Origin of the sequence: Xenorhabdus sp. PB30.3 (assembly GCF_963895965.1) — a bacterium.
Classification (GTDB): domain Bacteria; phylum Pseudomonadota; class Gammaproteobacteria; order Enterobacterales; family Enterobacteriaceae; genus Xenorhabdus; species Xenorhabdus stockiae.
This window is the reverse complement of record NZ_CAWQMW010000118.1, coordinates 36,253-49,686: the sequence shown is the minus strand read 5'-3', so window position 1 is coordinate 49,686 and position 13,434 is coordinate 36,253. Positions and strand designations below refer to the sequence as shown.

Below are 13,434 nucleotides of genomic sequence, written 5' to 3'. Positions count from 1 at the left end.
GTATTAATTCTTCTGAATATAATGTACTGGGTACACTAAACTTAGGTTTAGATTTTGATAAATCCTTACTTGCAGAGTTAATTTTTCCTGAAATAGATAAATCACAATCTATATTGTGCTTTACATTTATTTTTAACTCTTTGGTTTTGTTTTTTAATTCTCTTTCCAGTCGCCAGATAAATTGTTGTTCAAAATCTTCGAAAGCAATTTCTCCAAGATTTAAAACTATTTTTTCCAATGAATTATCATTATCCTGTGATGACCATTGCCCCACTTCCTCATTAATTAAGTAACGAAGTTTTAACTTAAATAGATCAGAACACTTTTTAAGTATTTTATTGCTATGGTGTTTTTCTATTTCAAGTGAAACTGATAATTTATCAATCACATTGTTGAATTTTATTTTGTGATGCTTTTCCACAATAGTCGCCACTTTACATTTCATGAATATTTTAATGGGCGAAAAATATTAACGCCCATTGTTAAATGTTTATAGCTTCATAATAAATGCTAAAATATAGTAAGGTGATACTGTATTGACTTGATGCGTATGGCTCGGAAGAGTCGTCGATGCCGTATGGTCATGGCCTTCTGAGCTGCCTGCTGAACTGGTGTAAGGCCACCAATGATCATAGTTAACCGTTCTTATCCACGGTTCTTCTGTAGAGTTATATATTATTCGATAGCCGCTAAGATCCTTGTTATTAATTTCATCATTCAGATCATTATTTAATACTGCACTATATCTTAACCCTGTATTTTGTGTGAACCCTCCACCTTGTATGTGTTTATGCTTTGGTATTTGTTTTATATTTAATTTAGTTTCATTTACCCTTACATCCATTATTTCCGTTGCATTTTCTTTGCTATTGACGATAAAAAATTTGGAATTTTTTTGCCCTGCTGCACTCTTTGAACTTTTTCCACCGATGTCTTCAACGGTTCCTCCGAGTATAAATCGATCAATTAGATCCGGAGTTCCCTTAGTTCCATCACATAATGCCCAGCCTTGTGGTATGGCTGAGCCTGAAAACATGGTAATCATACCTTTTGGCAATACAGTATTAGGATCAATAGTAATATGATCATCATCTATCTTAATACCATTACCCGTTTTAACGCGGATACCTGACGAACTATTACCGATACCACCATCTGTATGAAGATGTACTTCCAGGCCATCACCAACTTTAATTCCCCTCCCGGCCTTAACTTTTATACCGGAGCTATCAACTGTGATGCTGGAATCTGCTGATGCCGCTTCTAATTCACCATCTGAGTTAAATTTTATTCCGCTGCCCGGTTTGATGGCGATGCCATTACCATCAACAACCAATCCTTTATTCCCAGCTACTTTTACCGCAATACTATTTGTATGAACTGTAATTCCATGTCCCTGACCAATAGATATTCCATCGCTTCTATTATTAGTGAGACCACTACCCAGTCTGACAGATAAAATATCTTCTTCTAATGCTAATGGCGCTGAATTTCTGTGATCAAAAGTCCCCATTTTTAAATTCAGCGTACCGTCATCACCCAGCTTTAATCCTGCTCCCGGTCCATTTTGGTGTGGTGCCTGACCACAGGCTTTACGCCCAATATCCGCAATATCAATTAATTGGCTGAAATCAATTTGTAAAGGAATGCTGCCTTCTTTAAATTTATATTTCAATTTATCAGTCTCAGGGCCAACACTTTTTTCATTAGATGATATTTGTTGATCTTGTGCTTTTGCGGAATAAATAATTTCTTTCATGGTTAACTCCATAAAATATATTGAATATGATTTTTTACTGGTAGGTATTTTTACTTGTTCTCTTTGGGAACATAGAATAATTCGTTCTGGATTATTTTATCGGCATTCCACTGATCATTATTTTTACCGACAACTTCTTCTCTCTGATATGGCGTGGCAATACGCATTGTTCCGATTCCTTTTAAAGAAGCAGGCAATTTACCTAACGTTAATTTTTCCAGAATAGAATATGCAGCATCGCCTAATGGAGCACCATTATTTTGCCAACGCTGATAAGTATTACCGAAATTTAAAAAGGCTTCCTGATCCATCCAGTGAATAATCATGGAGGTATGGGCTGGGAATTCAGTAAGCATCGTTTCTTTAATCCACGCCTCCAATTTATAGGGATCAACGCCGGAAATTTTAATTAATTCACTGTTTACCACGACACTAATAACAAATGAGAAACGGTCTGTCGTCTCATATTTAGCGCCTGAAAAATGCCAACTGTATTCCCATGCTTCTTCTGGAGCAGGAAACTTCAATGTCGAATTATCCTGACGTTCAATAACTAAGGTGCCTTTGATGCGGTCAAAACTGACAATCTTTGCATACAATTTTTCTGATATATCCGCATATCCCTGTGTGACACTGTCTGCCCCTAATTTTTTGGTCAGGATAATTTCATTATCTACCGTAATCAGGGATGGGAAAGGAGTCTGTGCTGTGCGGGACAGGCGCCGCTGGTTTTCAGGTAACGGGTTTCCATTTTGGGATTGGTCGCTGGCGTAAGCCAGACGATAACTCATATCTTCCATCCAGACCCTGCTATTTTGCCAGAACAATTTTTTTGTTTTGGCAGCAGTCATTACCCGTTCCAGATTGTATTCCAATTGAGTGCTATTACCCACATCCAGCCAAAACTGATCTCCTCCGACTTTAGCTATCATTTGACTATATATCGTAAATTGGTTTTGATTCTGCTCGCCCTCATAGATGACTAAATTGATCACTTGCCCTTGAGTCAGTTTGCCTTTAATACCCGCTTGCTGAATGATTAAATAATGTTGGTTAGCTTGATTCTCTTCTGTCACTGAATCTGGTTTCTGCTCTTTATCAAACTGATTGTTGGGTTTGATGGGCAGCAATGCCCGATGCTCCACCAAGTAAAAAGGCAGTTTGCTCAGGTCAGGTTCTGGTTTAAACAGCTCACCACCTAACCCGATACGGGCAGCAATGCGCTTTTGTAGCGATGAAACCTGATCAATCCGAATATTGGCACGGTGATAAGTTAATATCGGCTGTTGAGCCAGATAACCTTGTTGCATAGCGCGAAAATCATTGATATCGGTGAGAAAGGTACGTGGTGCCCGCTGGGTACCAAAGTATCCGAGCAGGTAATTAACAATATCCAATTCATGATCGCTATCATGGGCAATTTGTTTTAATAGTTCCTTTAATGCCGGAGCATAATTTTGATGAGCATCATTACTGGCAGAATCCGGCTTAAATGGCCATTGATCGCCCCAGACTTCATATCCTTCACGCTTAAAGGCCAGTAATTTTGGCAGCATGGCAATTTGCTGACAGCCACAAGCCAAAAGCTGTTCAAATGGCAGCATAAATTGATGAAGTGATATCAGGCGCTGACGTTGAATATTCTCACTTTCAGATAAGGGCTGCTGTAATTCATAGCAAGCGGGCAACGTATCACTGACGGGATAATAGCTGCCTACATCGCGGTGTCGCCCGTAAGGCAGTACTACAGGCCTATTTTGGATCAGGAGGGGATTGGGTAAATTAGCCCGAATTTGATTTTCATCGGCTGTAACACTAATTCCGCCTCTGGTGATCACCCGCAAAGGGCCATCATGTTGTGCCAATTGATGGAGCGGATTTTGCCCCCACAGACGAGGGTAATAACCTTTTTTAATTGACCATGACCAGCTATCTTTGTTAATCGGCTCAATCAAAGTTTTGTCAAAGCTGTCATCCAGACGAAGACGATTCACATTCTGAATACCCTTAATCTCAAGCAACTTATTAACCAGTCGGCTAAGATTGAGGTTGAGTTTTTTAGTGTAATCACGGGCTATCGGCAATTCAGGGCACCAACCATGTTTTAATTGCGGCCCTTCAAAGATTTCGTCATTGCGCATTCCCGCGTCTTTTAGCGCTAGCGTACTGAAACGCTGCACTTCAGGCATCAGATACTGTTCTGCTGCGCTATAGACGGCAGCAAAAATACCCGCGACATTTTGCACATCGTCATCCAGTTCAATCTCCAGTAATAGCGGAAAATCAGCCGGTTTTGTCCAGATAATCTGACTGACAGATTCACCAATATTGCGGTTCTTGGTCAAAAAATCGGTTAATTGTTGGATGGCACTATTCAAATTTTCCTGAGTACGGCGTGTCGGTTCCAGATAAAGCCAGTAATTTCCCCGCAACATAAATTTTTTCGCATCCTGACTACTGACAAAGCTATATTCCCTCTTGGTGGCATCATACCAATAGGTATAACGTTGCGCTTCCGGTTCACGGACTAATTGCACATTACGGAACAGAAAATCCCCTTTATCCCGTTCTGATTCTGGCTTTTCTTTTACCCAGTCACTGCTATGTAAATCCAGCAATGCTTTTCGATAATCATCGCTGGTGATTGGTCCACAGGTCAGTGTATTGTGGGGGCCAAATTCAGCGGGAAAAATTCCGCCTTGCTGTTGCTGCTTATTAGGGGCTGGGGTCAGTAAGTCTGTTAAGGGAAGTGTATGACGGTAAGACAGATCTGACACACCATAGCTGAATCCTTCCAAAAAAGTTATTCCGGGATCGTGTTCTGCCGTGTCGCTCCACAGTTTTCCTGCCTGTTGCTCAATGACCTGATGAGCCTGTTCCAGCAAGGTATCAAAGTGAATATCATCTTTCACTTTGTGAAACAGTACATCTTGATTACTCATAGTTATTTCCTCAGTATTAGAGCTTGCCACCTGCTTCCCAGACTAAAATCAACACTTCATTGTCTTTAGCTTCCACTGATGTGTTGGTATCACTGTCTTTAGTCACATCCGACCGACTCAGCGTTAGGCTCGTGATTCGCTCAACCAGCGGTTGCTGTTGAATGGTCGCCAGCAACTGGTAATAATTAATGCTGTTATGCAACATCACGGGGCGTTGCTCATCGACGCTCCAGGGCATATATGTTTCACTGAGTTTCTGTCGTAGCTGGCGATAGCCAAAATCTTCGTTAACTTCTGGCCTGAAAATCACGTTGTAATCGATTTTTACATCAACGTATTTCGGATTACTGATCTCAATCTCAGCCCAGAGAGAGCCTTTTTGCTGTAACCACTTTGCCATTCCTTGCAGACGTGCCAGGTTTAGCACCGGACGCAAAGGATCATCGCTGTCGTTGTATCGGTTAGCCGGAATGATCGTTAGCTGTTGCTTCTCTAGCGCGGGTACTCGGGTGAGTTCATCATTGCCGGGGTATTTAACATCAAAAATGCTGACATAACGCTCTTTTAGCAGGGTTGCCATATTGCCCCAGGTTAAAGCTCGGTTACGGTGGGACAAGTGTTGTGCTCCCCGTTCAAAAAAGGCGTTATAGGATTCCGGTACGCGTCCATTCCATGATGCCCAAGGCTGGTTGACTGAAGCGACTGTAATGATGGGGGCAACCGGGCGTTGAATCGTGCCTGCCGGTAATGGTGCTAAGAAATGGTTACTACTGATGCTATTGGTGTTCACTAATGTTGCTGTCATCGCGTTATAGATCAGACCGTATAACCACGGGTTTTTCCCCCATGAGCCTTTAGGCGTGGGTATTGCCACGACAGCTTTTAACCAACAGCGCTCCGCTGGCATTTGGGTGGCCTGCTTGGAAGCATCTGCAGGCAGGGCAACTTGCCAGATGCCATCTTGATACAGATGTTGGGTTTCATCATTAACCCAGGCATCCAATGCAATCCATTGATTCTTTTGATTCAGGTAATACCAGGAAACTTCTTCGGGTTGCTGTGGGGCTTTTAATTTCCAATATAACGATACGTTTTGCCCTGGCTCGATGCCAGTGATACCAAGGTATAATGTGGGATGTTCTTCCAGTGGTTCAACCTCAGGGCCATAGCCAAACGGGGTGAGGTAATATGTCTGGAATGGGGCTTCAGCTATACCTTGTATCTTGAGGGCTGTTATCGTCGGCAATGGTGGGCTGTTTTTTCCCTGTAGCCTGAGCACCGGTTCCTTAAAAACAAGATTATCCAAATCTTCTGGCGCACTGGTTGCTGGCTCTTTATCTGAAAGAGTCAGTATGATCTCTGTTCCTTTTCCCTTGGCAGTCAAGTCCAACCATTGGTTTCCACTGCTGATTTGTGCCACTAGATATTGACTATTGATATTTTTCTCAAAGGTAACCGTTATCTCTCTTGTTCCTTCTTCCATCGCCAGAAGTTTCGAAGTGATAAACACACCACCCTGTACAGCTTTATCCGAATCAGTTTCGCTGAATAATCGTATTCCATCAGAGGGCAATGATGATTGTGTCTGTGAATCCCATGGCGTAGAGGTTACCCACTGATTTTTATCTTTTTTACGTAACCAGTACAATTCACTGATATAGCCACGATTCGCCAGCAAACTGGTATCCAGCGCATATTGCAGGGGATTGCCCTGTTCATCTTGTCCTGCTTCAAATAAGGTGCCTTGAGTGAGCAATTGTTCTGTGACTGTACTATTCAGTTCCACAGATAAGGCGACTTGGTCAGGTTGTGCCGGACGAGGAGATAATCCCAACAATGCCCGATAATAGAGATTACGGTGAGTTGCAGGTAAAGCATTAAATAAAGATATCGGTGTTTCTAATAGTCGTAATATTGCCAATAGAAAAGTTTGATGAGGTAATAATTTTCCATTGGCTTCAATTTTCCCTTGATATAACTCGGCAAGTTTTTCTGGCGTATTATCTGCCATAAAGAAAAAATCATTCCAATGTTTATTTTCTTCATTAGAAGATTTAACAGCGATTTCATTAAAAGGAATTATTTTAGTGTATTCTTCAATATATTGGAGTAATTGCAAACTGGTTCGATTATCTAATTTAAAATCGCTCATCGGCACCAAATCTGACAGTTTTTTATTTAACTCAGTTAATTCCATGATATCACCTGTATGACACAGCGATTCTTTTGTGAATATATTAATTATTCACACCATTTAATTTCTATACACTTCGTCTTTTAAGTTGCCTCTTTGTTGGCTGCGACGCATCTTGAAATCCATTGTGTATATACCATTTGTATTTTAGATATATTGAGTTCAGCCAATATCTTAATTTACGGTGGCAAAATTTTGTTGAGTGATAAAACTTCCTGTACCTAACGAAGGTGTCATAATATCTGGTTGTGGTGGGATCACTGTATTATTTACGGCCGGAAATTTAGGCGTAAATATCGCCATGAATTTTTTCCCTTTGATAATTAAGGCCGCACCACTGGTACATTGAAGAGCCAGCTGTCTGGCATCCAACATACTGATGGTCAGAGTGCCAATTCCCGGTGTCATATGCGTTATTGTGGTATAAGTTGCAGAAACAGTAACCCGTTTCTCATCCCCCAAAATACAAACTTTTTTACCGTTGACCCGCGCATGACCAGTGCCCCTAATCTTGCCGGGGATGGTAACTTTTACCTGTCTATGCCCAAATTGAGGCTCAAACTGTAGAATATCTCCGTCTGTTACAATAGATTCACTCATGATACCTCCATCCCTCGGCCTTCACTCAGCGCCAGTGTTCCCTGAATCTGCTGATGGATATCGCTTCCACGCAGGCGATACATCACCTTTACTTGTAAGGTACTTTTATTATTGGGCGACTGACGAACCTGAATCTCGGTAATATCCGCCCGTGCTTCATAACGCAATACGCTGTCATGAATATGGGACTCAATTTCAGCAAACAATTCGTTGCGGATATTTTCAAACATAAAATCATTTAATCCGCAGCCATAATTTTCGCGCATTAAGCGTTCCCCCGGTTCAGTTTTGAACAGGATGTGCAAACTCTGGCGCACATCTTCTGCTCCTTCTGCCATTTTCACCCCTTCGTCAAGGGAAAAAGCGGGAGGAAAAGCCCAACCACGACCATAGAGGTGTGTCAGTATTTGGTTTTCCATTGTTCACCTTTCACTGGGTAAGATTAATTTTGTTGCCTTTGATCTCAACACTGTTCTTGCCTGACATATTGAGTGATTTGTTCATTTCAGCATTCATGGTCTGCCCTTTCAGCGTGAGTTCTTTTTTCACCACCAGCGCTTTTTCCTGATTATCTTGGCTGGGTTCTAAAGGCGCTTTATTTTTCGGGTTGTGCATTGCCCCCAGAATGACCGGATAACGCGGATCATGTTCGAAAAAACCGACAATGACTTCGTCACCGGGTTCTGGATAAAAACAGAAACCGCTTTCGTGGCTGGCGTAAGGTTTCCCCAATCGGGCCCATAAAAATTCATTCGGACGATTCAGTACCGGCAGAATAATAGGAATGCGGTTCAGGGCAGCTTTGTCCTGCTGATACTTTGTGACAGTCGCAATATGGAGTTCAGTCGCATCGGGAAGCATCGGCAGATACTCCCTTTGCAAGCCAATGCTTAACGTCGTTTCCCAATCAATTTGTCGGTTAAAATGATGGCGAACCGCAGTAATACTTGCAGTACCATCCAATTGAGAACCGAACCCCGTTAATTGAATATTGTCACCTAGCTGATAACGTCCATTACCTTTAAGCAGGAACTCGCCTGTAACACCAGAAATTCGCTGATTCAGCAATAAACCCTGTGCCAGATGACCACTCTCCTGGGTGGTTAACGGGCGGCTGTAGCGAATGTCCCAGCTTGTTTTATTTAAAAACGCTGACCTATCAGGAGAGAGTGCCGCTTCGCCCACAGCAATACTGCTGTAGCGCCCGCCTGACAATTCTTGTTGCTTATTGATATCCCAACCACTGACTTCCAACGAAGCGGGGTTAAGATAGTTATCAAATTGCCAGCTGGCATCTTTGACGAGGATATCTTTTTCCTCATCTCCACGACTTTTCAGGATATGAGTTGGGTTGGATTTCAGGGTATTAGGCTGAACAAGCTGAGCGCCTTCTGTCGTGGGTAACAGCCATACACCCGTTGCCAGTAGCCGACACAACAAAAAATGCCAGTCAGAACAACGAAATTGCACCATCTGTTCATGTTTTTGATCCAATGCGGCTATCTGATCAAAACGTGCCCTGATCCCCGCCTGACTCAACAAGGTATTCAGAATAGTTTTTTCGTTACTGGCTTTAAACAACTGTGAGTGCTGAGTATCTGCCATCAGTTGTAGTCGATGCCGGACAACCAGAGTAAGTAATAATTGCTTATTTTTGATCTTTAGTGAGTTACGGGTAATCTGGCCGTTAAACAGCACTGATTTTTGTCCCCCTTCAATCAATTCCAAAAGCAGCGTTTTCCCTGTCTGACAATGGGCCAACTCAGCCTGTACATCTGTCTGACTGAAAAAAGAAAGTGGCCTGTCTGGTAAACTGAGTTTCAATGTTGCGGAAGGGATGCTGTTAACGCAGAAGTTGGTATCGACATCAACGACAGCCAACAAGGACAATTCCTGACCATCGGCAATGATTTTCAGTTGATGGTTCATCAGGGATTTCCTCTGGTGGCCTGCAATATCTCACCCGGTGCAAACCCGTTGAGATTATCCAGATTATTTTGCGAAGCCAGTGTCAGGTAATCAACACCTCCAGACAGCGTCGATGCCGTGCTGGCCGCCATCATAGCCAGTGAAACGCCATCCTGTACCCGTAAAGCGATTTGCGCCGGTGATTTAAGATTTTGTTCTGTCTCCTGTAAGACCAGACTTTCATCCGCCACCAGTGTCAGGATAACCCGTGCCCGCAAAGGTGTGGCATCACGATCAAACAAGGTATAATTCACAGACAAACTTTTCGCCCTGCCGGCAAAATAGCCACGGTTTTCCCAGCGCATTTTTCCCCATTTGATTTGCAGGAATTGTGTTTCATAACTGGTGGCATCCACGCTGCACAACTGCTTGAGTTGCATTAACTGAGCTTCAACAGGGATTTTATTGTCCGGCATTGTGCCGTCAAAAATCAGCTCAAGGGATAACCCGGCGGGCTTAGCCTGTACATAAATACTGCTCTGTTTTTCACTATTAATTGCCAGAGATTGTTGGTAATCCGTTTGGTAATCCAGTTGCAGGGAATCAGGGTTATACATGGCCTGAATGGTGCCAGCCTGTATTTTGCCCTCTCTGTCTTTATAAGCGTTAATGGTCAGCTTTGCTAAACCACGTTCAATTAAACTCATGAGCGCCACCTTTCCTCATCGCGTAATGCAGCCAGCACTTCACGTTTAATTTTTTCAACTAAAGCCGCCTCATCCAGACTTTCCTGAACCAACGAATAGCTTTGTTGCTCTGAGCCGGTTGGCGGCATTGATGAAACCACTTTTGCCTGAATAATTAATTCTCTGATTTCGACTGTCATACTTTGACTCCCAGCCAGCAAATATCCTGATAGCGCAGTTCAAGGGTATTCACCAAAATGGCATTACTGTTCGCATCAAAATCGCTGGTCTGCCAGCGTACCGGTAAGGCATTGCTCAATATCCAGCTGGACAAGGGCAATGAATTTTCGTTTAACAGCATGATCACCACATCCGCATAGGCGATATTTTCTCCACGCAACACACGGTCAAACATCAGGGTCAAAGGAGAAACTGTCATCACACCACGCTCCAGCGTTAATAGGCCGTGTTGGATCTTTTCAGCCAGATAGTTATTACGGGCATTTTCACCACCCTGACTGTGCTGGGTGATCTGGAGTTCCCGGCTTAAACCGGAAATACGCTGAAAGCGGATATCCAGCGGGTCAGGAATACCGTTGAAAATAAAACTCGCCATAAAGCGGTGGGATACCACAGGAGTGAAAAAATCGGTCATTGTGCTCTTTCCTTTTTAAGATAAAAGCGCGCCCGTTTGGGTATCAAATACCAAACTGATTTCGATAAATTCGGCGGGAGACAATACAGCTAAGGCGACTTTCATGATCATTTTTCCTGCCCGGATATCCTCTTCGGTCATCGTTTCATTTACGCCTAACAACACAGTAAATGCTTCATCTTCCCGTGAGCCGTACAAGCCTCCCTGTAACCATAGTTGTCGCAGCCAGTTATAACTTTGCCCTTTGCATTTCATCCATGTCAGTTCGTTATTAGGCTCAAAGATGTACATACGGGCCAATTTCGCCAAATGCGCGATGACATAAGAAACTAAGCGTCGTGTTTGCAGATAACGCCACGGCGTGTTATCTGTGTTTTCCAGAGTGCGACATCCCCATACGCGTATACCTTTACCGGGAAAAGTGCGGATCACATTGAGAGAAGTCCCATTACTGTTAAATAGTTCACTCCCCTGAAGATACGACTTAACCGGCCGGATAACCTGAGACAGAGCAATATTGGCTGGCGCTTTCCATACACCGACGTCACTATCCGTATGTTGAATAAGTGCTGCGATAGCGGCGGTAGGTGAGAGCACAATATTTTTGGAGCCGGATATAACCTGATATGTCGTTTCCAGACGAGGCCAATAGGCAGCACCCCATTGACGATATCCTGATGAGAGATCTTTCAGACATTGCTTTGCCTGCTCTATCTCATCCGGTGCATCCAGCAGCACAAAGAGATTAGAACGGGTCTGACTCAATTGCAGCAATACCATCCAGACTTCAGACCACAAATTGGATAAAATTTGTTGATCATCAATGACATTGTCATTCAGGCGGGCGATATCCGGTGCCAAAATCAGGGTAATCTGTGTTTCTGCGCTAATGGCTTCTTGCACCGCTTTGCTGCTTAGTGCTGCCATCAGGGTTTCCGCTTCCGTTTGGGTGATATTTTCCGAGGGCATATTCCCTTGCAGCGGTAAAACAAAAGCCTGTTGCCCGCCATTATCGAAATAGTGCCTGACGGCAAATGCCATTAAATGATGGTCGCCAAATAGCCGGATATATTCCACCAGATTGTCGATACGAACTGTGGTTTTTGAGTGTTGTTGATTACGGCTGGTATAACCAATAAATACAGGCACTGCACTGGGTATTTCCTGTTGCCCTGTGGTAATGATACTTTCTGTTAATGTTACGCCCGGTTGAATTCTTTCCATCATCATCTCCTTTAATTGGGTGAGATAGGCACTGTCAATACAGTGCCTTGTGTTTAATTACGGAGATTACTGAACAATATCCTGCGTAAATTGCAGAACGATAAATTCAGCCGGTCGCACTGGGGCCAGACCCACTTTCATGATCATTTTGCCTTGTTTGATATCCGCGTCAGACATGGTGATATCCTGACCGATATGGACAAAATAAGCTTCTTCAGGGGTGTTTCCCATTAGGGCATTCTTTTGCCAGAGAGCATAAAGATAGTGGTCAACGGCAGCTTTGGCGCGCATCCAGGTCGGTTGATTATTGGTTTCAAATAACACAGCCCGCAGTGCCTGACGAATATCGCGTTCAACGGCATTGAACAGACGACGGACAGGAATGTAGCGCCAACTGATGTTGTTAACCTCCGTACAAGTACGGGCTCCCCAAACCATAAAACCACGACCCATAAATGATCGGATGACATTAATGCCTTTGTCATTCATGGTTCCTTGCCGAGCATCGTCAACTTTATCAGTCAGTCCTTTGATACCAGTAAGTGCAACATTCGCAGGTGCTTTCCAGACACCACGCTGGTTATCCGTTTGGCAATAAACTCCGGCAATGGCGGAGCTGGGAGGAAGAATAAGCTGACGTTGTTGTTCCTGTTTTAATCTGGCATCAATACTCCGCGCCAGCGTTTCATTTTTTTTCCTGAGTTCATCCAGATTTTTCAGTTTATCTTTGCCTGATTCATCCTCGTATCCACTGATAATCACATTCTTATCAACGGGCAAGGCAGAGAATGTCAGGTTAGTTTCCAAATGAGGATAATACGCGGCAATCCTGGAGCGAGTTCCCGAACTTGGTATCGATTCACCATCAGGGCTGTCTGCAATCAGAAAATAGCCTACTTTGTTATCATTTAGTAATGAACTGGCTGCATCATAAACTCTGTTTTTGTAATCCCATTCGGTTTCCGGACAAACCAGTAGAGTAATATCCCCTTGTTGCTCAATTAATTCGGGAATGGCTGCCAAAGCCAATTCGTTATTAATATTGTTTAATGGGTAGATATAACAGCTCCCTCCTCCATTTTGAAAATAGATCCTCAGGGCTTCTACAGCCAGAGATTGATTAATTCTCTCAATACTGTGGATCCATTTTTGGGTTTCTCCTTCAGCAACAGAAGCAGCGAGAATCTGAACATCAGGTGTTTCTCGGGCTTCTTTTTTTGTTCCACTATCAGAAGGGAGGCTTGATTTGATAACAACATCTGTCACTGGTGCCAAAGAAAAAGCAGAAGTAAATTCAAGCCAGTTATTGATACGGATACAGGCTTGGTTTGGCTCTACCGTGTTTGGGGTAAACTTACCGATAAAAACAGGCACAGCTGTGGGACTGTTGCTGACAGACAATGCAAGGGAAGCATTTTCTTCAATATAAACGCCGGGCGTTTTTAGATCAGCTACCATGATAATTC

Annotated in this window: 12 protein-coding genes; all 12 read right to left on the bottom strand. The window is 43.2% G+C overall.

The genetic code is table 11. The features are described from left to right. On the bottom strand, positions 1 to 421 hold a 421-nt coding region (locus AACX38_RS08610), incomplete at its 3' end, for a contractile injection system tape measure protein (protein WP_228864019.1). A 69-nt stretch (positions 422 to 490) separates the two neighbouring features. Continuing rightward, the gene (locus AACX38_RS08605; RefSeq protein WP_228864018.1) at positions 491 to 1,759 is read right to left on the bottom strand and encodes a tail fiber protein; all 1,269 of its coding nucleotides are present in this window, start codon (positions 1,757 to 1,759) and stop codon (positions 491 to 493) included. A 50-nt stretch (positions 1,760 to 1,809) separates the two neighbouring features. After that, positions 1,810 to 4,701 (bottom strand): hypothetical protein, encoded by a 2,892-nt coding sequence (locus tag AACX38_RS08600; protein ID WP_228864017.1) that lies wholly within the window; start codon positions 4,699 to 4,701, stop codon positions 1,810 to 1,812. Positions 4,702 to 4,717: 16 nt separating this feature from the next. Next, positions 4,718 to 6,898, bottom strand: coding sequence for a hypothetical protein (locus AACX38_RS08595; protein ID WP_228864016.1), 2,181 nt, complete (start codon positions 6,896 to 6,898; stop codon positions 4,718 to 4,720). Positions 6,899 to 7,069: 171 nt separating this feature from the next. Further along, positions 7,070 to 7,495, bottom strand: a complete 426-nt coding sequence (locus AACX38_RS08590) for a hypothetical protein (RefSeq protein ID WP_228864015.1) — start codon at positions 7,493 to 7,495, stop codon at positions 7,070 to 7,072. After that, complete coding sequence (locus tag AACX38_RS08585; RefSeq protein ID WP_228864014.1) at positions 7,492 to 7,914, bottom strand: GPW/gp25 family protein; 423 nt, start codon at positions 7,912 to 7,914, stop codon at positions 7,492 to 7,494. Before AACX38_RS08585 ends, AACX38_RS08590 begins: the two co-directional genes overlap by 4 nt. Before the next feature lie 10 nt (positions 7,915 to 7,924). Continuing rightward, positions 7,925 to 9,424, bottom strand: a complete 1,500-nt coding sequence (locus tag AACX38_RS08580; protein ID WP_228864013.1) for a phage baseplate assembly protein V — start codon at positions 9,422 to 9,424, stop codon at positions 7,925 to 7,927. Beyond that, a complete protein-coding gene (locus AACX38_RS08575) occupies positions 9,424 to 10,110 on the bottom strand; it encodes a CIS tube protein (RefSeq protein WP_228858899.1) in 687 nt (228 codons plus the stop codon). The genes AACX38_RS08580 and AACX38_RS08575 overlap by 1 nt, the downstream gene beginning before the upstream one ends. Beyond that, positions 10,107 to 10,289, bottom strand: coding sequence for a DUF5908 family protein (locus AACX38_RS08570; protein ID WP_228858900.1), 183 nt, complete (start codon positions 10,287 to 10,289; stop codon positions 10,107 to 10,109). Before AACX38_RS08570 ends, AACX38_RS08575 begins: the two co-directional genes overlap by 4 nt. Next, positions 10,286 to 10,744, bottom strand: a complete 459-nt coding sequence (locus tag AACX38_RS08565; protein WP_228864012.1) for a phage tail protein — start codon at positions 10,742 to 10,744, stop codon at positions 10,286 to 10,288. The genes AACX38_RS08570 and AACX38_RS08565 overlap by 4 nt, the downstream gene beginning before the upstream one ends. A gap of 15 nt (positions 10,745 to 10,759) precedes the next feature. Next, complete coding sequence (locus AACX38_RS08560; RefSeq protein ID WP_228864011.1) at positions 10,760 to 11,968, bottom strand: phage tail sheath family protein; 1,209 nt, start codon at positions 11,966 to 11,968, stop codon at positions 10,760 to 10,762. 66 nt (positions 11,969 to 12,034) lie between these two features. Continuing rightward, a complete protein-coding gene (locus AACX38_RS08555) occupies positions 12,035 to 13,426 on the bottom strand; it encodes a phage tail sheath family protein (protein ID WP_228864010.1) in 1,392 nt (463 codons plus the stop codon). Positions 13,427 to 13,434 lie beyond the last annotated feature (8 nt).

Bases quoted from the DNA above. Each gene is read 5' to 3' on its own strand.
- AACX38_RS08605 (WP_228864018.1), bottom strand. From the start codon at position 1,759: ATGAAAGAAATTATTTATTCCGCAAAAGCACAAGATCAACAAATATCA.
- AACX38_RS08600 (WP_228864017.1), bottom strand. From the start codon at position 4,701: ATGAGTAATCAAGATGTACTGTTTCACAAAGTGAAAGATGATATTCAC.
- AACX38_RS08595 (WP_228864016.1), bottom strand. From the start codon at position 6,898: ATGGAATTAACTGAGTTAAATAAAAAACTGTCAGATTTGGTGCCGATG.
- AACX38_RS08590 (WP_228864015.1), bottom strand. From the start codon at position 7,495: ATGAGTGAATCTATTGTAACAGACGGAGATATTCTACAGTTTGAGCCT.
- AACX38_RS08585 (WP_228864014.1), bottom strand. From the start codon at position 7,914: ATGGAAAACCAAATACTGACACACCTCTATGGTCGTGGTTGGGCTTTT.
- AACX38_RS08580 (WP_228864013.1), bottom strand. From the start codon at position 9,424: ATGAACCATCAACTGAAAATCATTGCCGATGGTCAGGAATTGTCCTTG.
- AACX38_RS08575 (WP_228858899.1), bottom strand. From the start codon at position 10,110: ATGAGTTTAATTGAACGTGGTTTAGCAAAGCTGACCATTAACGCTTAT.
- AACX38_RS08570 (WP_228858900.1), bottom strand. From the start codon at position 10,289: ATGACAGTCGAAATCAGAGAATTAATTATTCAGGCAAAAGTGGTTTCA.
- AACX38_RS08565 (WP_228864012.1), bottom strand. From the start codon at position 10,744: ATGACCGATTTTTTCACTCCTGTGGTATCCCACCGCTTTATGGCGAGT.
- AACX38_RS08560 (WP_228864011.1), bottom strand. From the start codon at position 11,968: ATGGAAAGAATTCAACCGGGCGTAACATTAACAGAAAGTATCATTACC.
- AACX38_RS08555 (WP_228864010.1), bottom strand. From the start codon at position 13,426: ATGGTAGCTGATCTAAAAACGCCCGGCGTTTATATTGAAGAAAATGCT.